Here is a 22300-nt window from a genome sequence, read left to right on the forward strand (position 1 = left end):
CCGGGGCCCTTGCCAGGAGGGCTTACGCCTCCGGAGTCTCGTACGGCAGCAGGTCCGGGCGCTTGGCCGGGCGGCCGTCGCCCGACGAGCGGCCGGTGAGCCGGCGGCCGATCCACGGCAGCAGGTACTGCCGGGCGAAGCGCGCGTCGGCGGTGCGGCGGGCGCCCCAGCCGGGTGGCGCGGCCGGCGGCACGGGTGCGTGCCAGTCGGCGTCCTCCGGGTCGTACCCGAGTGTCTGCCACACCGCCTCGGCGACCCGGCGGTGTCCCTCACCCGTGAGGTGCAGCCGGTCCACGTCCCACATCCGGGGATCGCCCAGCGAGGGTGCCCCGTAGAGGTCGACCACGAGCGCGCCGTGCCTGGACGCGAGGTCGTCGACGCAGGTGAAGAGTTCCTCCATGCGCGGGCGGAACCGTTCCAGGACCGGGCCCTGGCGGCCGGGGCTGCGCATCAGCACGAGCTGTTTGCAGGCGGGGGCGAGGCGCTCGACGGCCTCCTCCAGGAGTCCGCGGACCCGCCCCATGTCGCACTTGGGCCGCAGCGTGTCGTTGAGCCCGCCCACGAGCGTGATCAAGTCGGGCTGCATCGCCGCGGCGACGTCGACCTGCTCGGCGACGATCTGTCCGATGAGCTTGCCGCGTACCGCGAGGTTGGCGTACCGGAATCCGGGAGTCCGAGTGGCCATCCGGGCCGCGAGGAGGTCTGCCCAGCCCCGGTACGAGCCGTCGGGGAGGCGGTCCGACATGCCCTCGGTGAAGGAGTCGCCGATCGCGACAAAACTGGTGTAGGTGGCATTCGTCTGCATGGCGGAAGAGATGATAACCCGTGCACATACCCACCGGTCTGCCGCCCGGCGCACGCCCGCAGCGCGCTCACCACCGCAGGGCGCCCCCCACATCAGCCGGTCCAGCACCGGTCCGCCCCGCGTACCGCCCGCCCGGATCACGCCGGCTGCCCGAACAGCTCCCTCAGGACGTCCTCCATCGTCACCAGCCCCGCGAGCCGTCCGTCCGTGCCCAGCACCGCGGCCAGGTGCGTACGGCTGCGTCGCATCGCTGTCAGTACGTCGTCCAGTGGCGTGCTTTCCCGGACGCGCGCGATGGACCGCATGTCCTGGACCCGGAACGGCAGGTCGCGCGGCATCGCGTCCAGCGCGTCCTTCACGTGGAGGTAGCCGACGATGCGGCGCCCCTCGTCCACGACGGGGAAGCGGGAGAAGCCGGACTCGGCGGACAGCGCCTCCAACTGCTCGGCGGTGACACCCACGCGCGCGTAGACGACGCTTTCCAGCGGGAGCACCACGTCCCGCACCGGACGGCGCCCCAGTTCGAGGGCGTCGTGCAGCCTCTCCTGCGCGCGGTCGTCGATCAGCCCGGCCTCGCTGGAGTCCTTGACCAGCCGGGCCAGTTCCGTGTCCGAGAACGTCGCGGACACCTCGTCCCGCACTTCCACCCGCATCAGCTTCAGCAGCCCGTTCGCGAACGCGTTGATCGTGAAGATCACCGGCCGCAGCGCCCGCGACAGCCCGACCAGCGGCGGCCCGAGCAGCAGCGCCGTCCGCACCGGCTCGGCGAGTGCGATGTTCTTCGGCACCATCTCGCCGAGGAGCATGTGCAGATACGTGGCCAGGGAGAGCGCGATCGCGAAGGAGATCACGTGCCCGGTGCCCTTCGAAAGCCCCACCGCGTGGAACACCGGCTCCAGCAGATGCGCGATCGCCGGCTCCGCGACCACACCCAGAACCAGCGTGCACAGCGTGATGCCGAGCTGCGCGGCCGCCATCAGCGCGGACACGTGCTCAAGACCCCACAGCACGCTGCGCGCCCGCCGGTCGCCCTCCGCGCCGCCTTCGATGGACTGCTCGATCTGACTGCGGCGCACGGAGATCAGCGCGAACTCGGCCCCCACGAAGAAGGCGTTCACCACGAGGGTCGCCAGACCGATCAGCAGCTGTACGGCGGTCATCGCTCGCCCCTTTCACGGGATTTCCCGGGCCGTTCGGACGGGGCGTCCACGGCACGCGGCGCGTGCATCAGCACCCGCGCGGCCCGCCGCCCCGACGCGTCCCCCACGTCCAGCCGCCACCCGGCGACCTCGACCGTGTCCCCCTCGGCGGGAATGCGCCCCAGCTCGGCCGCGATCAGGCCGGCGAGCGTCTCGTACGGCCCCGCCGGTGCGCGCAGACCGACCCGGGCCAGCCTGTCGATGCGTACGGAGCCGTCGGCCGAGTACAGCGTGCGGTCCTCGTCGTCCGTGCCGGCCGGGGCCAGATCGGGCGTCTCATGGGGGTCGTGCTCGTCCCGCACCTCGCCGACGACCTCCTCGACGATGTCCTCCAGAGTGGCGACCCCGGCGGTGCCGCCGTACTCGTCGATGACGACGGCCATCGTGCGCCTGCCGGACAGCCGGTCCAGGAGCCGGTCGACGGTGAGCGACTCCGGTACGAGCAGGGGTTCACGCATCAGAGTCGACACGCGCGTACGAGCGCGGTGGTCGGCGGGCACGGCGACGCAGTCCTTGATGTGCGCGACACCGACGACCGAGTCGAGGTTGCCCCGGTAGACGGGGAAACGGGACAGCCCGGTCGCCCGGGTCGCGTTCGCCACGTCCTCGCAGGTCGCCTGGAGGTCGAGGGCGATGACCTGGACGCGCGGTGTCATCACGTTCTCCGCGGTGAGGTCCGCGAGGTTCAGCGTGCGCACGAACAGCTCGGCGGTGTCCGGCTCCAGGGCACCTTGCTTCGCGGAGTGCCGGGCCAGCGCGACCAGTTCCTGCGGGCCGCGCGCGGAGGCCAGCTCCTCGGCGGGCTCGACACCGAAGCGGCGTACGACACGGTTGGCCGTGTTGTTGAGGTGGGTGATGAACGGCCGGAACAGCGAGCTGAACCAGCGCTGCGGAGTCGCCACCCGCTTGGCCACGGCGAGCGGTGAGGAGATCGCCCAGTTCTTGGGCACCAGCTCGCCGACCACCATCAGGAAGACCGTCGACAGGGCCGTACCGATGATCAGCGCCACGGACGAGGACGCCGACTCCGGGACACCGGCGGCCTCCAGCGGACCCGCGATGAGCTTGGCGACGGACGGCTCGGCCAGCATGCCGACGACCAGGTTCGTGACCGTGATGCCGAGCTGGGCGCCGGAGAGCTGGAAGGTGAGGTTCCGTACGGCCTTGAGGGCGCCCGCCGCGCCGACCTCGCCGCGCTCGACGGCCCGCTCCAGTTCGCTGCGCTCGACCGTGGTCAGTGAGAACTCCGCCGCGACGAAGGCGCCGCAGGCGAGCGAGAGCAGCACCGCCACGGCGAGGAGGAGCACTTCGGTCATCGGGTCACCTCCGTCCCATGATCGGCCACGGGCGGGGGAATCGCGCGATGACGGCACAGCGGGACGCCGTGCCGTCGGGTACCGGGAGGCTCGCCCATGGGCGGGGGCTCACACCTTTCCTAGGAGACGACACTGCCTGGGAACGACCGGGTCCCCTGCGGAACGACCGAGTCCCCCGCGGACAGAGATCCAGGCATGCGTGTCCCGCGCTTCGGTCAGTCGGCCAGCGGCTTGACCCAGCGTCGCCAGTGGTCCTCGCGATGGTAGCCAGTGGCGGCCCAGGTGTGGTGTGCCTGTTCGTTGGCCTCCAGGACCATGGCGTCGACGCGGCGCCCGCCGAGGGCGGCGAAGCGCTGTTCGGCTGCCTCCAGCAGAGCGCTCGCGATGCCCTGCCGACGGTGGTCCGGGTGTACGGCCAGTCGGTAGGCGGAGCATCGCCATCCGTCGAACCCGGCTATGACGGTTCCCGCCAGGGTGCCTTCGCGCTCCGCGAGGAGCAGGGCTTCCGGGTCTCGGGTCACGAGGGCGGCCACTCCGGCGTGGTCGTCACTGATGCTGGTTCCTTCCGCGGCTTCGCGCCAGAAACGCAACACGGTGTCGATGTCGGCGAGGGTGGCGCAGCGGATGTGGAGATCACTCATGGGGCGAGCCAAGCAGAGCGCCGACCTGTCTGGCGAACGGATTCCGTGCCGAGTGATCGAGCGCACGGATCATGAATCGTCGGTGCTGGTGCTGGTGCTGGTGCTGGTGTCGCTGTCGCTGTCGGTGTGCTCGTGCGCGGGCCATGTCCCGTGCCTCAGGTTCGTCTCGGCGGCGGCCAGATAGACGGCCGTGGCGAGCCACTGGGTCGCGTACTGGTCCGGGTCGGCTCCGCTGTGGCGTCCGAAGACGTCCAGGGAGCGGCGCCCGGCCACCGCGCCGAGCGCGGTGATCAGGTCCGAACCTGTGACGAGCCCGCTGCGGCGCAGCACGGCAGCGTGGCCGTCGTGATCGTTGCCGCGCGTGGATTCGGCGGCGATCCGGCGTCCTCCCGTGACGGCCAGTTCGACCAGACGCCGGACGCGCCAGAGCGGAGAGTCGCCGGGAGGGGTGGCGCGGCAGGCGTGGGTGGAGGAGGCGGTGGGCGGGGACGGAGCGGGGATGTCCGGCGGGAAGTGGTCGCTGTGCAGGAGGTCGTAGCCGAGATCGGCGCGACCCTGCCAGACGTCCGGGAGCCGAAGAGTCGCCTCCGTGCCGGGTACGGGGCCGACGGCGAGCGCGCGGAGCGTTGTGACCCGGTCGGGGTCGAGGCGGCCGAGGACCCGGATCCGCAGCCCGGGACGCGCGCCCAGCTGTTGGAAATTGGCGGTGTGGGCGAGAGCGGGGTGGCTGTGGGCGGGGGCCAGTCGGACCGGTGGACCAGGGGTGGGCGGGCAGTCCCCGAACTCATCTGCGCCACGGGGCAGTTCACGGACAAGCAGATCCTCGCCGTCGGGCGCGGCGATCTCCACGTCACAACCGATCAGGGGGCGGGCGTACCCGGTCCCTCCGGACTCACCCACGAGCGACGCCGGGAACCGCACGGCGGCGGACTCGGCGAGCGGGCGGGCGAACACCGTCGCCGGCGCGGCCTCGGCCCAGGGGCGTCCGGCGGCGAACGTGGCACGGACACCTCTTTCCGCAAGCAGGCGCCCTTCCGGGGAGACGGTCGCTCCCGAGATGATCAGGCCGCCGCGCGACACCCGGAAGTGGTCGCTCAGAAAGCTCCGGATGGCGACGAGGGCGGTACCGGCCCGTCGGGCCCTCGCCGGGCCGCCGGGCTGGACGTCGCGGAGCGTGTACCAGCGGCCGTCGTCGTCGAGGAGATGCGTGACCACTCCGCCGAGGTCGTCGGCGCCGACCACCGGCTCGCGGCAGATCCCGTAGAGGCGTAGGGACCCGTCGGGGCGGTGGTTGCGGCGGACGGCGCCGATCAGTGCGGGTTCGGGGTCTCCGGACTTCAACAGGTGGGATACGAGGAGGAGTTCACGCAGGATGGTCACCAACTCGGCGAGTCTGGGCGGGCTGTACGGGTCGCGTGCCGTACGCAGACAGCGCACCACGCTCAGGGCCGCTGCCTCCGCGCGGTGGAGGCCCGTCAGACGTGCCATGTGGGCGGCCCGGAGCAACTCGGCCTCAAGGACCGCTCCTGTACCGGCCGTTCCGGCGGAGAGCACGGCTGCCGCAGCCGTCCAGAGTCCGGCGGCGGCACGGATCTGGGTGGCTGAGGGACAGGTGGGGGTGTTGGCCGGGGCGTGGGCGGGCTGAGGGCTGGGGTCCGCGAGCCGGTTCGGCTCGGCGGGGCGGACCCGTCCGGTCGGGCTGACCCTCTCGGCGGGGCGAACCTGTTTGGTGGGGTTGATTTGTTCGGTGGGGCTGGCCCCCTCGGCGGGACGAACCTGTTCGGTGGGGCGGATCCCGTGGGTGGGCGGGTTCGGTTCGGCGATATGGGCCGGGTGGGCGATTCGGTCCGGTCCGGCGGGAGGGTTTGGTCTGGTGGAAGGGTCCGGTCCGGCGGGAGGGTTTGGTCTGGTGGATGGGCCCGGTCCGGCGGAACGGTCCAGCTCGGTCGGCGGAACAGCATCGGTCGTTTCAGCGGCTGCGCCGGACCCGGAGAGCACGGACGGGTCGATGAGCACGGGCCGGGCGGATTCCGTGACGGCGACCGGGCAGGCGCCCAGCACCGCCGCCCGATGCAGGCAGCGCGGTGCCAACAGACAGGTGCAACGGGCCTGTTCGGCGTCGGTGACCGTGCCGGACGGGTCCGGTGCCAAGGTCACCAGAGCGTCCTCGCCGCAGCGGACGCCGAAAGTCCCGCCCTCGACGGTGACGGGCGCGGCCGTCAACGCCTCGACGGCCGCGTCCAGTCTGCCGCGGAGCCGGGTGGTGAGGCTCTCCACCGCGGAGGCGAACACCTCGGGTGCGACCGGCGGAAGCGGGGTGGTCGTGCCGGATTGGGTCATGGGGGCGCTCCACGAGGGCGCTCACCCGCCGGACGGGCAAGCGAGAGGGGGACCGAAGGCGGACCGAAGGCGACGGCGGTGCGGGACGGGGGATACGGCTCGGACCGCCGTCGTGAACGGCCGGGCAACCGAACGGCGTATGGGCGCACGGTCCGACGGGCGAAGCGACCGGAGCCGTACCCGATCCGCAGACCCGCAGACCCGCAGACCCGCAGACCCGCAGACCCGCAGACCCGCCGATCCGCCGATCCGGAGACCCGCAGACCCGAAGCCCCGACAGGAGACGCCCGGGAGAACCCCGACGCGAGCCGCTCCCGACCGGCCCCGTACTCGACCGGACCCGTACCCACCGAACCCGTACCCGACCGGAACCGCTCCCGGTCGGCGGAGACGGCCGTGCGCACTGCCACGACCGCCCCCGCCACGACCGCCCCGCCACGGGTCCGTGCCCCGGCCCCGCCCGCCTCCGCACCAGAAATCAGCGGCGCCCCTTCCTCGGCCGCGGTACCTCAAGTTCCTCCAGCCGGGGCTCGTCCCCGTCCAGAACCCGTCGCCAGGCCACCCGGTAGAGGTCGGCGACGGGGAGGGTGGGCACGACGACGCCCAGGACCGTCTCCTCGCCGTGGAGCAGGTCGTACATCGGCACCTTCCACCGCTCCAGCGGAACGTACGGCTTCGCGAGCTGGGTCCAGCCGCCGGGCAGGAACAGCGAGCGGCCCGCTCGGGTGCGGCTGCCCTCGAGTACGAGATCGGTGGCGGCGAGTTCGGCGCGGGCGGCGCGCAGCCGGGCCGTGCCGCCCCGCTGTTTCGCCCAGCCGGTCCAGCGGGCGGTGTGATGGTCGGTGGGATCCGGCATGGCGAGCAGCATCAGATAGATGACGGCGGCGTCCGCACCGATGCCGTACCTCTCGGCCACCTCAGCGACCAGGTCGGGCACGGACCGGGCGGGATCCTGCGGCCACCACAGACCGTCCGCGTCGCGCTCGCCCGCCACTGGTTCCCCGGGATCGGCGAGCAACTCCGCGAACCGCCGGTCGTGCACCAGCCGGAGGGCGATGTCCTCGGCGCTCGGCCGTTCACCGGGAACCACCGCCGCAAAGTGGGGGTCGTGCCCGGCGGCGTCCAGCAGGGCGGGGCGGACGGCGGCGACCGGATCGGGGACCGTGGTGCTCAGTACGACCGCGCCGTAGCGCACAAAGCCGTCACCGGTCTCCGCGGGGCTCCCGGCACCCCGGCGGAAGGCCTCCGGATCGACCCGCCTGCCGAGGCTGATCAGCAGACCCGGGTGGGCCAGCCGGGCGCGTACCGCGGTCAGTACCTCCGGGAGGAGAGCACGGACCGGGTCGCCGGACGGGAGGCGGTGGGCGAGCCATGCGGCCAGGGCCACCGAACCGTTCAGGATGCCCGTGCCGAAGCCGGGCTCGTTCTCCACGGTGCTCAGATAGTGACCTCTGGTCAACCAGGTCAGGTCGTCGTTCAACCGGGGTTCGGCCGCCCCGTCGACGAACCCGCGCAGCGCGTCGGACGGTGCCCACCACGGTTTGGTCTGCACGGTGCGGACCGCCTCGTGGAGCACCTCCTCGGAGAGGGGCGTCCGTCGGCCCACCCGTCGGTTCCAGACCTCCGCCGCCGCGACCACGTCCGGGCCGTTCGTCCACAGCCCGGACGGCTCGGCGGGCAGCAGCGCCGCCATGACGGCCTGCCAGACGCCGGCGTCCCGGCACCCCACGGCCTCCCTGGCCACGGCGACGTCGGCCGTCTTCACCCCGATCGTCTTCAGCGTCTCGGCGGGCACGGGCCTCCGCGCGTCGTCGGTCAGAGGCACTCCGGCGATCGCCAGCCGGGCCATGCTCGGGCTGACTCCGGTCAGCCGGGCGAACTCCTCGGCGGCCGCGGGGTACCAGGGCGCCGGACCGCGCGCGGCGAGCTCGGACCGGAAAGCCGTGAACCAGCCGGACGCACGGGCCGGCTCCGGGGCGAAGGGCTCGGCGGACAACAGCGTGTACGGAGCGGGCGCCTCGAACCGGCCTGCCGGATCGTGGAAGACCGCCCTGAACACCTGGCCTTCGGCGTCGCTTCGGCTCCATTCGTTGAGGAAGACGAGGAACGCGCCGCCGTCCAACTGCAGCACCGTCGCCACATTGCTGCTCAGGGAGCCGGGCCCCTGGAACAGACTCCGGTCCAGACGCAGCCGGACAAGGCGCCAGTGGCCGGGGTCCAGCACCGAGAGTTGCTGGGCGTCCAGTTCGGCGAGGAACGCCTCCAGCACCTTCCTGTGGTCCTCGGTGGTGGCCGTCGAGCCGGACCGCAGAGCCAACAGGGACGGCAGCGTGGGCAGGGTCAGCCAGTCCATGTCGCTCAAGGCACCCTGCTCGGGCAGGGCGGGGTGCGGACTGCCCGCCGGGGCCGGTTCGTTGAGGCCCCGCTGTGCCTTCCCGAGCAGCCGCAGCAGCCGGACGATCTTGCTGGACGGGGCGTGGTAGTAATACGCACTGCCCTGCACCAGGTACCGGCGACCGTTGAGGCCGAGTCCTTGCAGCGCCGCGGTGAGCGCGCCGTCGCTGAGCTCGGGCCGTCGCTCGTCCCGGGCGCCGCCCGTGACCGCCGTGTCGAGCCGGGTGCGCGCCGCGTCGAGGACACGTTGCTGCTCGGCGGCGAACCGCACCACTCCGGCGATGCCTGCGAGCAGCGCCTCGTGACCGACCTGCGGCAACAAGGTGCGGATGGTCCCGGGCAGCACGTCCGAGCCGGCCTCCTCCCTCCCCGGATCGTCCTGGCCCTCCGTGTCCTTGGGCCGCTCCTTCATGGCGGCCGCCAGAAGCGCCGCCGCGGTGTCCTCGTCGACCTTGCGGAGCGCCGCGGAGCCCTGCGGGTCGCGGGGCTGGAGCAGGTGCCAGTAGCGCAGGGGCGGCAGGAGCGGGGTTCCCGCGGTGAAGGTTCCGGCGGTGTGGTCCCGCGAGACCACGGCCATCACCGAGCCGTTCCCGTCGATCAGCCTGATCCCGTCGTACTCCTGGATCACGGCCAGCGGCCGGTCGGCGCCGGGGAAGTCCAGCACCCAACGCGGGCTGCGACTGCGGCCCCTGCCTGGCGGCACGACCACCGAGCGCCCGGCCAGGTCCTCGCCCCGCCGCGAGCCGTCCGGCAGCGTCACCACCCGCCAGCCGAGCAGCCCGTCCACCGGCGAGCACATCGGACCCGGCGCGACGGAGGGGGCGGGCAGCAGCCAGCCCGCCGAGAACGTGCTTCCCGCCGGGGCGCTGCGCACGCCCTCGCCGAACCAGTCCGGCTGTCCGGGTTCGCCGAGCGTGTCGTCGACCGGGTCGTACGCGTGCCAGGTCTTGTTCTTGTAGTCGGTGCCCACCGCGGACCACACCCAGTACGACGTGCCGTCGCTGATCACCTGCCGCGCCCCTGGAACGGCCTTGTCCCCGCGGCGCAGCACTCCGTGACCGGTGGTCCGGCCGCCTGCGGGAAGCGGGAGCGAGACGGGGGCCATTTTGCCGTTCATCCCGTCGCGCCCGCCTGCGTTGCTGGTGCGGGAGTAGCCGGCCTCCTCGATCGTCACCCGCCGCGAGGGGGTGTGGTGCCAGTAGCCCTGCCGGCCGTTCGCGTCGACCGGACGCCACCAGACGAACAACTCGCCGTCCACGTAGTGGTAGTCGGCATCCCTGCGGTAGCGAGCCACCTCGTCGGGGACGCACAGCTCGTGCGCGAGCACCGTGCCCTCCGAACCGATCACCCGGAGTTGCATGCCGGCCAGGACGATGAGGTGCGGCCAGGCATCGGTGACGAGGACATCCCGCTCCAGATTCCCCGATTCGTGTGCTTCGAGCGCTTCTTCCCAGGCGGGCCAGCCCAGTTCGTCGAGGAGCCCGGACCGCAGGGCACGGGAGAGCGCCGGGGCCATGCCGGTGCTCAGGGCTTCTCGAACCGCCTTCTCGGCAACCGCCATTGCCTCACCCGGCAGCCAGCTCAGCGTCTCGAAAGCGCCGCCGGAGTAGCTGTCGAACGCGGGCAGTTCCGCCGTGACGTACTTCCGGCAGACCTCGCCGACCCATTCGGCGAGCAGCGGTCGTCCACCGGGGGACCCGGCGAGGGTGACGACCGTCTCCGCGTGGCCCGCCCTCTTGTACGTGGGGCAGCCGTGCCGGAAAGCCTGGTGGAAGCGGTGGTCGGCCTCCAGGGCGATGAGATCGCGCCGGTGGTCACGGGCTGCCCACGACACCAGGTTGAGGTTCTGGCCCTCCTCGGGTTCCGCCACCGGTATGCCGAGGGACAACAGCTGGTCGAGGAGGTTCACATCGCCGACGGGGGGCGGCAACAGGCCGCCGGAGGCCTCCAGTTCGGCGCGCAGCCCGTCGGCCATGCGGTCGACGAGTGGATACAGCTCTGCCGGAGTGGGGTAGTAGTGGGCCCGGCACAGCTCCAGGAATCTGCGGGTCCATCCGGCTGTGCCGTCGGAGGGACGCACGTCCGCGGGCAGGGAGGCGTCGCAGAGTCCGGCGGTGGCACCCGACTTCTCCAACAGGTCCAGCCAGTGCGGCAGTTCCTCCCGCTCCCACTGGGAGGGCATCAGCTCCAGCAGGGTGCCGCGGAAGGCGGGTTCCTGCCGGGTCAGCTCCAGCAGGGCCGGCCGGTGGGCCTTCCACCAGCCGAGCGGTGCCTTGACGGTGCCGGGCAGTGTCAGCATCTCGCGCAGATACGCGACCTCCTCCGCGAGCGCGTTCCGGCCGACGGCCGCCTTCGCCAGTCTGCGCAGATCACCCGCGCCCGGACTCGACGGAGGCAGCCCGTGCGCGGCCAGGCGCACGAAGAGTCCGCGTACGTGCCGGAACGCCGTGGCGGCCGGAACCCGGGACGACAGCCCCTTGGCGTAGCTGGAGAGCATCTTCGTCGGCACGGCCTCGCCCAGGGCGAACTCCAGGAACACCGCGTCCATGCGCGCCTCGTCGAACGGCAGCGCGTGCGCCGTCTCGGCCTTGCGCGCGTTGACGAACATCTGGGACGCGTACGCCGTCTCGTCGGCCGCGAGGAACACCCGGCCCGCCTGCTCGTAGAAGGTCGGCAGGAAGTGCGGTACGGATCCCGCGAGCCGTTCGCCGATCGACTCGTAGGTGGCCCGCGCCTTCTTCGGCCGGGATTTCGCCGTCCGCGCGACCTTGTTCATCTCCTCGACCAGGGACATGGCCAGGTGGCCGTCCGAAGGGTGATGAACCAGCACCCATTCCGGGAAGCCCAGTGCCCGCGGGTGTCCGAGACCGACCTCCGTCGGCCCGCCCTCGGGTTCGAGGCCGAGGAAGCCGGCACCTAAGCCCTCTCCCTGCTCGGCGGCGACCAGTCGTACGACGATCCGGTCGTCCAGGCCCGGATGCCGGTAGGCCTGCGTGAACATGGGCACGGCCCGGTCGCCGCCCCCGGTCGTTCCCGGGGGCAGTACCGCGCCGGCCCGCAGCAGCCCCTGAGCCTCCGCCTCAGCCCTTTCCTCGACCTCAGCCTTCGCCACCGCCGTCACATCGCCCCGGGCCGCGTCGCCGGCCACCGTGTCGTTCATGATTCCGTGCCTTTCATGGCCGTGCGGCCGGTCCCCGGGGCCCTGCTGATCCGTGTGCGCCCGTCGGTCTCTGTCGTGTGAGGTGCCCGGGCCACGGCCGTGGCCCCGAGGTGTGTCGCCGTCGGTGCCGCCGTGTCGCTCACGCGGTGTGGTCCGCGGCCACGGTGCGGCCGGCGTGCAGGGCCGCGGCCATGCGCATGCCCTCCGACCACGCCACGGGGCCGACCTCGGACAGCCGGAGCCGGGGGTCCCATCCATGGCGCCAGCTCAGCTCGCCGGTCCGGCCCTCTTCGTCGTAGTACGGATTGCCGATGTCGACCGACGCGGTGAAGACCCGCCCGGCGTCCCGGATCCGGCCGGTGACGCGGCCGTCGGAGACCTTGTAGCCGAGCGAAGCGGCGCGGGCGGAGAGGTGGAACCACGAGCTGTACTCGGCGCCGGAGAACTCGGTGACCGTCTCGGCGTCACCGTCGATGTCACCCGGCTTGTGCCAGGTGGCGCGGTGGATCTGTTCGACGCCCTGGACCACGCCCAACTCGGCCGCGAACACGCGGAGTTCGTCGAGATCCGGGAGCAGGACCGGGTGGGGCATGGTCACCGTACGGGAGGAGAGGCGGACGGTCTCGCCATCCAGGTTCACCACCCGAAGCTCACCCGAGTCGTCTGCGTCCCGCAGGAAACCGACCTCGTCCGGCCCCTCGCCGACCACGACCAGGTCACGCAGTGCCGACCGCCACGCCTCGTCGGGCCAGACCCGGGCCAGCAGGCCGGTCGGCACCGGCAGCGAGGACACCATCCAGTTGTCGACCTGCGCCGCGCACTCCGCCGCGTGCCGGTCCAGCCACTCGGCGAACCGCTGCAGCTCGATCACTTCGGGGCGGTCCCGTAACTCTCCGGGCAGGGTTCTCGGCTGCCCTGCCGATGATGTCTCCGACGAGGACCGGGCCACTACCCGGCCTTCCACCAGAGCGATCTCATAGGTGTCGCCCACTGCCAGCCAACCCATTGGTCTTCTCTGCCTCTTTCGCCGTTCGGAAACCGGCACAGCGTGGCCGGCGGTCCAAATCGGCCCACCTCACTGTGACTTCCGCGAAAGATTAGAGGCACCCACTGACAGTTTCCGGCGATCGAGCAGTCCGGAACGGCCGGGTCCTGTCGGCCTAGGTCTCGCGCAGCCGTGCGATCACGGGGGCGAACGCCTCCATGTTCGGCTCCAGAACCGTCAGATACGAGAACCCGAACCGGTCCCGCTGCGCCCGCACCCGCTCGACGATGTCGTCCAGGGGCCCCACGAGGACGATCGGCAGCTCCAGGACCTGCTGCTCGGTCAGATGGGGGATGTGGGACAGCCACGGCTGGATCGCCGCACCGGGATCGTCGGTGACGATGACGATCTGGACCAGCAGGTTCAGCTCGGCGGGCTCCGCGCGCCCGGCGGCCAACTTCCGGTACAGGGCGACCCGTTCGTCGAGCTCCTCCGCCGAGATCGGCTCCAGCGCACCGCCGTCCCGGGTACGCGCCGCGGTGAACGCCGCGATGTCCGCGTGCTCGGCGGTCAGCCGCAGCATCCGGTCGCCGTTGCCGCCGATCAGCAGGGGCACGCGCTTCTGCACGGGCTGTGGCTGATGGCCGTCCGAATCGAGGAGCCGCTCCAACTCCGCGACCGTACGCCGGAGATGGTCCACACGCTCACCCGGCGAACCCCACGGGAGACCCGCCGTCTCGTGCTCCGCCTGTACGTAGCCGGTGCCGAGCCCGAGTTCCAGCCGGCCGCCCGTCAGCCCGTCCGTCGTGGCCACCTCGCGGGCGAGCAACGCCGGGTTCCAGAACCCCGCGTTGAGCACGAACGTGCCCAGGCGAGGTCGCTCGGTCGCCTCGGCGGCGGCGACCAGCGCCGGGAAGGGGGCGGGCATGCCGAGGTGGTCCGGGGCCAGGATCACGTCGTAGCCGAGCTCCTCGGCCCGACGGCACTTCGCGCGCCATTCGTCGGCGGGTGCAAGGCTCATCAGGTTGACGCCGAAACGGAACGGGCGGGTCATGAACTCTCCTCACCGGTACGGGACTTGAGCAAGGGACTTGAGTACGCCGTGCGGCTTGAGCGGGCCGTGCGCGCAGAGCACGCTCAGCGAGTCGGTCACTCGTGCGCGATGGCCGCCAGCACATTCATGCGCGACGCACGCAACGCCGGCAGCAGCGCCGCCACGATGCCCACGACGGCCGATCCCACGACCACCGCGACAAGAGTCGTCCACGGGATCGCGAGCGCCTTCATGCCCTGCAGAGCGAGGACCTGCTGCACGCACACACCCCACACGAGCCCGAGCGCGAGCCCGAGAACCGCGCCGAACACGGCGATCACCACCGACTCCAGCCGGATCATCCGCCGCAACTGCCGCCGGGCGAGCCCGATCGCACGCAGCAGCCCGATCTCCCGGGTGCGCTCCACGACCGACAGGGCGAGGGTGTTGACCACACCGAGCACCGCGATGACGATCGCGAGGCCGAGCAGCGCGTACACCAGGTAGAGCAGCACGGCGATCTGATCGTGGATCAGCTTCTTGTAGTCGGCCAGGTCACGCACCTGCACCTGCGGATACGGGTCGAGCGTCTTGTCGAGGTTCGAGCGCAGGGTGTCGGCGGAGGTGCCGGAGGCCGCGTTCACGTACAGCGCGGAGTCCTGCCCGCCGGGCACGTACTTCTCGATCGTCCCGAAGCCGACGAACAGCCCGCCCTGTGTGCCGAAACCCTCGGCGGCGTCCTGGTCGGTCAGCGCCCCCACCTTCAGTTCGGTCTTCCGGCCGCCGGGGAACTCGACGGGGATCGTGCTGCCGAGGCGTACGTCGTGGTCCGCGGCGAAGCCCGCGTCCATGCCGATGCTGCCGTCCGCGAGCGCGGCGGCCGTGTCGCCCTCGGCGTACGTGATGCGGGCGACCTCGTCGAGCTGCGACTCGTAGCCCGCCGCCGTCGTCTCGACGCGCTTGCCGTCCGGCAGCCGGACGGCAAGCGGTGTGAACCGCTGCCGTACGACGAGTCCCGCGCCCTCCGTGTCCTGCACCTTCTCGGTGATCTCCTGCGGGAACGGCAGGAAGTTGGCGTTCTGCACCACGAAGTCGGCGCCCAGCGTCTTGTCGATCTGGTCGTCGAAGGACTTGGACATGGACGCGCTCGCCACGGACATTCCGCCGACCAGCGCGAGGCCCACCATCAGGGCGGCCGCGGTGGCGCCGGTGCGGCGCGGGTTGCGCAGCGCGTTGCGCTGGCTCATCCGGCCGACCGGGCCGAACACGGCGGGGAAGAAGCCGCCGAGGACGCGGATCACCGGCCGGACGAGCAACGGCCCGGCGATGACCGTCGCGATGAGGGTGAGGACGACGCCCAGGCCCAGCAGGGAGGCGGCGGACCCGGTCTCCGTGGCCGTCGCGCACCCCACGAGTGCGGCGGCGCCCAGCGCGCCGACGATCAGGCCCACCACGGCCCGTATCCGCAACGGCCGTCCCACACCTGCGATCTCCGCGTCCGCCAGCGCGGCCATCGGCGAAACACCGGCCGCCCGGCGGGCCGGCAGATACGCCGCGACGAAGGTGACGCCCACGCCGACGACGTACGCCGCGACGGGTGTCGGCCATCCGATGACCATCTCGGCGGTCTTCAGGTTCATGCCGAACAGGCCCATGAGCTCGATCAGCCCGATCGCGAGCCCGATGCCCGCGGCCAGACCGAGCGTCGAACCGACCAGGCCCAGCAGCGTCGCCTCCAGCAGCACGGACCGGCGCACCTGCCGTCGGTCGGCGCCGAGCGCGCGCAACAGGCCCAGTTCACGGGTGCGTTGGGCGATCAGCATGGAGAAGGTGTTGACGATCAGGAAGACCCCGACCAGGACCGCGATACCGGCGAAGCCGAGCATCACGTACTTGATCACGTCGAGGAATCCGCCCAGTTGGGCTGCGGCGGTCTCGGCCTGCTCGTCCGCGGTCTCCAACTCGTAGGTGCCCGAGCCGATCTCGGCGGCGATGCGCTGCTTGAGCTGTGCGTCGCTGACGCCTTCCGCCGCGTCCACCTGGATGCTGGTGGCGACGCCCGTCCGGCCCAGCAGTTCGGCCGGTGCGACCGCCGGGTCGAGGAAGACCAGCGCGGCACCCGGGTTGGTGGTCTTGAAGGTCGCGATGCCGACGACCTTCACCTTGAACGACCCGGGCTGCGCGATGACCGTGAGGGTGTCACCGATGTCGACGTGCTTCTTGTCGGCCGTGTCCGCGTCGAGGAGCGCCTCGTCGGGGCCGCGCGGGGCCCGTCCAGAGGTCAGCTCCACGGGGCTGCGCTCGGTGACGTACCAGTCGGCCGCGATGGTGGGCGCGCCCGTGGTCGGGCCGACCGACTTGTTGTCGCTGTCGACGACGGTGATGTTCTCGACGGACACGTCCGGACGCGCGCGAGTGACCCCGTCGACCTTGCCGATGCGTTCCACGAGGCTCGTGGGCACGGTCGCGATGGCCCCGGAGGGGATCTGCGAGTCGAGATCCTCCTTCGGCGACACGGTCACGTCGGCCGACGTGGACGCGAACAGCCGGTCGAAGGTGCGCGTGACCGTGTCCGAGAAGATCAGGCTGCCCGCGACGAACGCCACGGACAGCACGACGGCCAGCGCCGAGAGCAGCAGCCGGCCCTTGTGCGCGAGAAAACTCCGGAGCGTCGCCTTCAGCACGACAGCCTGCCTCAGTCCTTGTCGAGGGCGATGCCCTGGTCGGGAGCGATGCCCTGGCCGGCGGCGCCGTCGCCCTCGACCGTCCCGCGAATCGTGTCGAACCTCTTCATGCGTTCCAGCACCGCTTCCGCCGTGGGCCGCGCCATCTCGTCCACGATCCGTCCGTCCCCGAGGAAGAGCACCAGGTCGGCGTGGGCGGCGGCGCCCGGATCGTGCGTGACCATGACGACGGTCTGGCCCAGCTCGTCGACCGCGTCCCGCAGGAAGCCGAGCACTTCGAGTCCGGCCCGTGAGTCGAGGTTGCCCGTCGGCTCGTCCGCGAAGATCAGCTCGGGGCGCGAGGCGAGGGCGCGGGCACAGGCGACGCGCTGCTGCTGCCCGCCGGAGAGCTGCGCCGGCCGGTGCTTGAGCCGGTCGCGCAGGCCGAGCTGGTCGATGACCTGGTTCAGCCACTTCTCGTCGGCCTTCTTGCCCGCGATGTCCATGGGCAGCGTGATGTTCTCCGCCGCGTTCAGGGTCGGGATCAGGTTGAACGACTGGAACATGAAGCCGATCCGGTCGCGGCGCAGCTGGGTCAGCTCGCGCTCCTTCAGCCCGGTGATCTCGGTGTCACCCAGCCACACCTGTCCGGCCGAAACGGTGTCAAGACCCGCCAGGCAGTGCATCAGCGTGGACTTCCCGGAGCCCGAGGGGCCCATGACCGCGGTGAAGCGTCCGCGCGCGATGTCCACGTCGACCGAGTCGAGGGCGAGCACGGTCGTCTCACCCGATCCGTACGCCTTGGTGAGGCCGCGGGCGCGGGCCGCGATCCCCTCGGCGTCCGTGCGCCCGAGGGCGTGCTCCGCAGCTGCAGTGGACAAGGCCGCCTCCTAGGTGGGACTCCGGTGTCCGCGGGCGAGCCTAGTGTGATGCGCGGCACACTTGGTATCCCCCCGAAGTGCCGGTCGTTCTCCGCCGCAGGTCGGTGACCCCGGGATCTGTGTAAGGGGCACCCTTAGGGGAGGGGTGATTCGGGCCCCCTTGCCTCTGCTAGCACATCGGCGCTAGCTTCGAGGTATGGCTAAGACCCAGCTGAACGTGCGCGTGGACGAGGGCACCGCCCGCGCCGCGCGCGAGCGCGCCCTGGCCCGCGGGATGAGCGTCAACCGCTACATCGAGGAGCTGGTCAGACAGGACACCGGAGAAGCCGGCCACACCTTCGTCGAGGCCGCCGCCGACTTCATGAAGCAGTACGAGTCCGTCTTCGTCGAGGAGTTCGGCGCGGAGCGAGAAGGCCGTCGCTGAGCCCTTGAACGAACCCCTGAACATCAGAGTCGACCTCGCCTGGCTCCTCATGGTCGCCGAACAGAAGACGCCGGGCGATCCACAGGTCACCGACTTCGGCGCACTGGTCGCCGCCGTCGGCCGCCACGAGGCCGAGATCTTCGGCGTCCCCGTCTACGACACCCCGCACACCCGTGCCGCCGCACTGCTCCAGCTCCTGCTGCACGTGCCGGCACTCGAACGCTCCAACGCGATGTTCGCCATGGCCGTCGCGTACGCCTACCTAGTCGCCAGCGGCCTGAAGGTCGTCACCTCGCCCGAGCAGGTCCGTGAACTGGCGCGTCTGGTCAAGACCGGCGAGGCCACGGTGGACGACATCGCACGCGAACTGCGCCAGTGGAGTCTGTGAGCCCCTCGGAATGCTGAGCCGGGTTCCTGGCCGGACTCCTGAGCCGGACTTCTCAGCCGGGTTCCTGAGGCCGGGCAGTCGTCCCCGGCCTCAGGAACCCGGCGAGCTCTCGGCCCCGGGCCGACGCGCGGTCCCCAGCACGCAGTACGAAGTCGGCATCCGCGGCCCCTTCTCGGGCACCAACAGCCGACGGTACGGGCCCAGTTCGTACCCCGCGTCCCTGATCGCGTCCACGGGGTCACGGCTCACATGACAGCCGCCGAAGAGCAGCGGCCACACTGTCCGGTCCAGGACACGCTGACCGGCGTTCATCGCACGGCCGCCGCCCCTCCCGTGCTCGAAGAACCGCAGCTCACCGCCCGGGCGCAGAACGCGGCGGATCTCGGCGAGGGCCCGCGGCAGGTCTCGTACGCTGCACAGGACCAGGGACACCACGGCCGCGTCGAAGGCCTCGCTCTTGACCGGGAGCGCCTCCGCGACGCCCGGGACCACGTCGACCGGCACGTCGGAGCGCAGGGCCGCGGTCACCGCCAACGTCCGCAGACGGCGCTCCGGTTCGATGGCGACGACCTCCGAGACCGTGCTCGGATAGTGGGCGAAGTTCAGTCCGTTGCCCGCGCCGATCTCGATGACCCGGCCGGAGAGCCCGGCGAGCAGCTCCTCGCGGTGGACGCCGATGGTCGGCTCCGCCGCCACGCTGCACTTGGCGTAGAAGCGGGCGAACAGCGGGTGGTGAACCGGGTCGGGGGCCGGCTGACCCGTCCTGGTGGTGCTGGAGCCACGCGGTCGCATGGGGACCTCCCCTGAAGGTCGGGGCCTACCGCGATTGTCCCCCGGGACGGGCTCGCTCACCCGTTCGCGGGCCGTCCTGTTCGGCGGGCACGGTCGCGCCCTGTGGCCCCGGCCGGGCGGGGACCACAGGGCGCGCCGTGGCGGGCGGGTCAGGCGATGAAGTCGCGCACCTGCTCGTAGACGCCGTGGTCGTTGTTCATGTCGGTGTGCGAGACGCACCCGACCTCGACGTTCGTGGCACCGCTGAGGATCGCGGTGGTGTCGGGGGTCAGGGCCTCGTCGCAGTTCGACCAGTAGCTGGCGTAGGAGACGCTGCCCGGTGTCTCGTCGCCCGAGTTGAGCGAGGTCAGGAACGAACTGCCGGTGTACATCTCCGCGCAGGACGTGTAGATCCAGCTGCACCAGCCGGCGGTCGTGGTCCCGTGGTTCGTACCGGCCGTGGAGACGAAGTCGTCGACGTACGCGGTCCCGCCGAGGTTCTTGAGGTAGTAGCGGGAGTTCAGCGCGCCCATCGAGTGCACGACCAGGTCGACCTTGGACGCGCCGGTCTGGGAGAGCACGCTCTGGATCTTGGTGGACAGCTGCTGGGCGGTCGTGACGTTCGACTTGCCCCAGTCGTAGGACCAGGCGAACAGCTCGGAGCCGGCGTAGCCGTCGGCCTTGAAGTCGGCGGTCCAGTCGTCCCAGCTGCTCGACGAACTGCTCAGACCGTGCACGAAGACGACGGGGTTGCGGGCGGCGGCGTTCGCCGGGGACGCGGGCAGGGACAGGGACAGAAGCAGCGACGCGAGGACCGCTGCGAAGACCGTGCCGGCAGTGCGTGTGCGGCGGGTCATGGTGCCTCCTGATGCGGGTGGGGTCGTCAGGAGTGTCAGGTGGGGTCTACGCGCGCCGCATCGGTGAAATCGCCGGTCTTTACGCACCACTTAACTCGCCAGTAACGTGAGAGGTGTGGTGACCTCGGTGAACCCCCCGCCTCTCCCGCAGCATTCGCCACCGCCCCTGATGAACGCCCCGGAACAACCGGGCGGCGTGCCGCGAACGCACCCGCGAACCCCGATGTCCGAAGGTGTCCGGGTCCGGGTGCTGCGTGCCGTGCACGGCGATCCGCGCGCGGCCGTGGAACTCGCCGCCGCCCTGAGCGAGCATCAACTGGCCGGTCTGGAACCGCTTCCGGCCGAACCCGTCGCCGTGGCCCCCGGTCTGCTGCGGTCCCAGCGGCGCGAGATCAGGACCCTCCCGCCGGACACCCGGCGGCTCCTGCTGATCGCCGCCGCCGACCAGTACCCCCTCGCCACGCACGCCTTCCAGCGCGCGGTGACCGCGGCCCGGCTGGACACCGGGCCCCTCGACGAGGCCGAGGCCGCCGGATTCGCCCATCCCACGTCCTCCGGAGTCGTGTTCAGGGACCCCTGGATCCGTATCGCCGCCTACGAGACCGCGTCGGCCCTGGACCGGCGCGAGACCCATCGGCTGCTCGCCCGCGTCCTGCGCGGCGAGGGCGAGGCGCCCCGCCGGTCCTGGCACCGCGCCGCCGCCACACTCGGGCCCAGCCGGCGGCTCGCGGGGGAACTGCGCGCATCGGCGCACGAGGCCCGGGCCGCGGGCGAACACGCGCTGGCCCGCGCTCTCCTCGAACGGGCCGCCGCGCTGACCCCCGACCCACGGGAACGCCCCCGTCTGCTGGCCCGGGCCGCCGCCGACGCCTGGCGCTCCGGCGACGCCGACCGGGCCCGCCGCCTCGCCGCCCACGGTGATGTCGACGGGCTGAGCGGCCTGCTCGCTCTACGCGCGGGGAACGCCACGGAGTCCTTCGACGCGCTGCTCGCGGAAGCCGTACGCGGCGCGGAGTCGGGGGAGCGGGCACTCGGCGTCGAGCCCGGCAGAAGCGTCGACGGAGACAGCACGATCGGCGGCGCGCTGATCGAGGGCGCGGGCGGCAGCCGAGTCGTACGCCCTGTCGTGCCCGCGGCTCCCGATGTCGCCGCGCACCTGGTGGCACGTGCCACCGAGGCCGCCGTCTACACCGGTGACCTGCGCCGATGTGTGGAGGCCGCGGCCGTCGCGGACCGGTACGGGATCGTGCCACCGGGCACACTCGGGGGACTGGCCGCCGCGTTCGAAGGGCGGTACGAGGACGCCCGCGATCTCCTCGAAGCGGCCGCCGGGCGCTGCGGGCCCGGCGGCGACCCCACCTCGCTGATCCACTCCTCGATCGCCGCCCTGATGCTCGGCGACCACACCCGCGCCGCCTCCGCGGCTGTACGCGCCGCCGCCTCCGCCCGTGCCAGGGGCGAGTCGACGACCGTTCCGCAGGCCATGGAGTTCCGGGCGTACGCCGAGTTCTGGACGGGCCGCCCACGGGCCGCGGGCGCCGCCACCCTGGACGCCCTGCGCCAGGCGTACGCCACCGGGCAGGACAACGGGGCCTGTCATCTCCAGGCCGCCCTAGCCATGTTCGCCGCCGTCACCGGCGACGAGGACGTCTGCCGGGCCCGCGCCGAAGCCGCCCGTACCCACGCCCTGGAACGCGGTCTCGGCCTCGCCGCCGCCCTCGCCCTGTGGGCGCTCGCCTTCCTCGACCTCAGCACCGGCCGCTACGCGGCGTCCGCGTCCCGGCTGCGCGCCCTCGCCGGATTCGGCCCCGGGCACGGGCACCGGGCCGTACGCCATCTCGCCACCCCGCACTACGTGGAAGCCGCCGTCCGCACCGGCGACACCCGCGTCGCGCGGGCCGCCCACGCCGACTACGACCGCTGGGCGAGCGCCGTCCGCAGCCCCGACGACCTTGCCCTCAGCGCCCGTTGCCGGGCCCTGCTGGCCACCGGGCCCGAGGCCGTCGAGCACTACCGGACCGCCCTCGACCTGCACGCCGGCGGCACCCGCGACTTCGAACGCGCCCGTACGGAGCTGCTGTTCGGCGGTGCGTTGCGGCGGTTGCGCAACCGCACGGAGGCGCGTGACCGGCTGCACAGCGCGCTCGAAGCGTTCCTGCACTTCGGTGCGCCGCACTGTGCCGCGCAGGCCCGGGGCGAACTCCGGGCCCTGGGCGAGCCTGCCGGGGCGCCGGGCAGGCCCCGTGACCTGGCCACGCTGCTCACCGCTCAGCAGTTGACGGTGGCCCGGATGGCTGCCGACGGGGCGACCAATCGGGAGATCGCGTCCCGTCTGGTGCTCAGTCCGCGCACCATCGACCACCATCTGCGCGGGGTGTTCAACCGGCTTGGGATTCGGTCGCGGATCGAGCTGGTGAGGTTGTTGGCGTCGGAGGAGTGAGCG

The 22300-nt window shown here is 71.9% G+C and carries 15 protein-coding genes; 3 read left to right on the plus strand and 12 right to left on the minus strand.

The window, feature by feature from the left end:
- Positions 1-22: 22 nt before the first annotated feature.
- The 10 genes from JEQ17_RS39600 to JEQ17_RS39645 all read right to left on the minus strand — a co-directional run bounded on the left by JEQ17_RS39600 (position 23) and on the right by JEQ17_RS39645 (position 17417).
- A complete protein-coding gene (locus tag JEQ17_RS39600) occupies positions 23-805 on the minus strand; it encodes an SGNH/GDSL hydrolase family protein (protein ID WP_200399734.1) in 783 nt (260 codons plus the stop codon).
- A gap of 137 nt (positions 806-942) precedes the next feature.
- The gene (locus tag JEQ17_RS39605) at positions 943-1965 is read right to left on the minus strand and encodes a hemolysin family protein (protein WP_200399735.1); all 1023 of its coding nucleotides are present in this window, start codon (positions 1963-1965) and stop codon (positions 943-945) included.
- On the minus strand, positions 1962-3320 hold the full coding sequence (locus JEQ17_RS39610; protein ID WP_200399736.1) for a hemolysin family protein: 1359 nt from the start codon (positions 3318-3320) through the stop codon (positions 1962-1964). The genes JEQ17_RS39605 and JEQ17_RS39610 overlap by 4 nt, the downstream gene beginning before the upstream one ends.
- A gap of 215 nt (positions 3321-3535) precedes the next feature.
- Positions 3536-3961 carry a GNAT family N-acetyltransferase gene (locus JEQ17_RS39615; RefSeq protein WP_200399737.1) on the minus strand — a complete coding sequence of 142 codons (426 nt, stop codon included), beginning with the start codon at positions 3959-3961 and terminating at the stop codon, positions 3536-3538.
- A 69-nt stretch (positions 3962-4030) separates the two neighbouring features.
- Positions 4031-6301, minus strand: a complete 2271-nt coding sequence (locus JEQ17_RS39620) for an SWIM zinc finger family protein (RefSeq protein ID WP_200399738.1) — start codon at positions 6299-6301, stop codon at positions 4031-4033.
- Positions 6302-6779: 478 nt separating this feature from the next.
- The gene (locus JEQ17_RS39625; RefSeq protein WP_234048534.1) at positions 6780-11855 is read right to left on the minus strand and encodes an SH3 domain-containing protein; all 5076 of its coding nucleotides are present in this window, start codon (positions 11853-11855) and stop codon (positions 6780-6782) included.
- Positions 11856-11994: 139 nt separating this feature from the next.
- Positions 11995-12861, minus strand: a complete 867-nt coding sequence (locus tag JEQ17_RS39630) for a DUF4132 domain-containing protein (RefSeq protein WP_200399739.1) — start codon at positions 12859-12861, stop codon at positions 11995-11997.
- Between the two features lie 154 nt (positions 12862-13015).
- On the minus strand, positions 13016-13894 hold the full coding sequence (locus tag JEQ17_RS39635) for an LLM class F420-dependent oxidoreductase (protein WP_200399740.1): 879 nt from the start codon (positions 13892-13894) through the stop codon (positions 13016-13018).
- 95 nt (positions 13895-13989) lie between these two features.
- Entirely contained in the window at positions 13990-16557 is a 2568-nt protein-coding gene (locus tag JEQ17_RS39640) for an FtsX family ABC transporter permease (RefSeq protein ID WP_200399741.1), read from the minus strand.
- Positions 16558-16568: 11 nt separating this feature from the next.
- Positions 16569-17417, minus strand: coding sequence for an ABC transporter ATP-binding protein (locus JEQ17_RS39645; RefSeq protein ID WP_200399742.1), 849 nt, complete (start codon positions 17415-17417; stop codon positions 16569-16571).
- Between the two features lie 196 nt (positions 17418-17613).
- On the opposite strand from JEQ17_RS39645, the gene JEQ17_RS39650 reads away from it, so the two are divergent.
- On the plus strand, positions 17614-17841 hold the full coding sequence (locus JEQ17_RS39650) for a hypothetical protein (RefSeq protein ID WP_055615889.1): 228 nt from the start codon (positions 17614-17616) through the stop codon (positions 17839-17841).
- Positions 17842-17890: 49 nt separating this feature from the next.
- Positions 17891-18229 (plus strand): fic family toxin-antitoxin system, toxin component, encoded by a 339-nt coding sequence (locus JEQ17_RS39655; protein ID WP_200401957.1) that lies wholly within the window; start codon positions 17891-17893, stop codon positions 18227-18229.
- A gap of 90 nt (positions 18230-18319) precedes the next feature.
- Here JEQ17_RS39655 and JEQ17_RS39660 read toward each other — a convergent pair whose 3' ends face one another.
- Both JEQ17_RS39660 and JEQ17_RS39665 read right to left on the minus strand, forming a co-directional pair.
- Positions 18320-19021 (minus strand): class I SAM-dependent methyltransferase, encoded by a 702-nt coding sequence (locus tag JEQ17_RS39660; protein WP_200399743.1) that lies wholly within the window; start codon positions 19019-19021, stop codon positions 18320-18322.
- A gap of 149 nt (positions 19022-19170) precedes the next feature.
- Complete coding sequence (locus JEQ17_RS39665) at positions 19171-19857, minus strand: esterase/lipase family protein (RefSeq protein WP_200399744.1); 687 nt, start codon at positions 19855-19857, stop codon at positions 19171-19173.
- Between the two features lie 223 nt (positions 19858-20080).
- Here JEQ17_RS39665 and JEQ17_RS39670 point away from each other — a divergent pair, with 223 nt between their 5' ends.
- Positions 20081-22297 (plus strand): helix-turn-helix transcriptional regulator, encoded by a 2217-nt coding sequence (locus JEQ17_RS39670; RefSeq protein ID WP_234048535.1) that lies wholly within the window; start codon positions 20081-20083, stop codon positions 22295-22297.
- The last annotated feature ends 3 nt before the right edge of the window (positions 22298-22300 follow it).

The sequence above is a fragment of the Streptomyces liliifuscus genome, assembly GCF_016598615.1.
Taxonomy (GTDB): domain Bacteria; phylum Actinomycetota; class Actinomycetes; order Streptomycetales; family Streptomycetaceae; genus Streptomyces; species Streptomyces liliifuscus.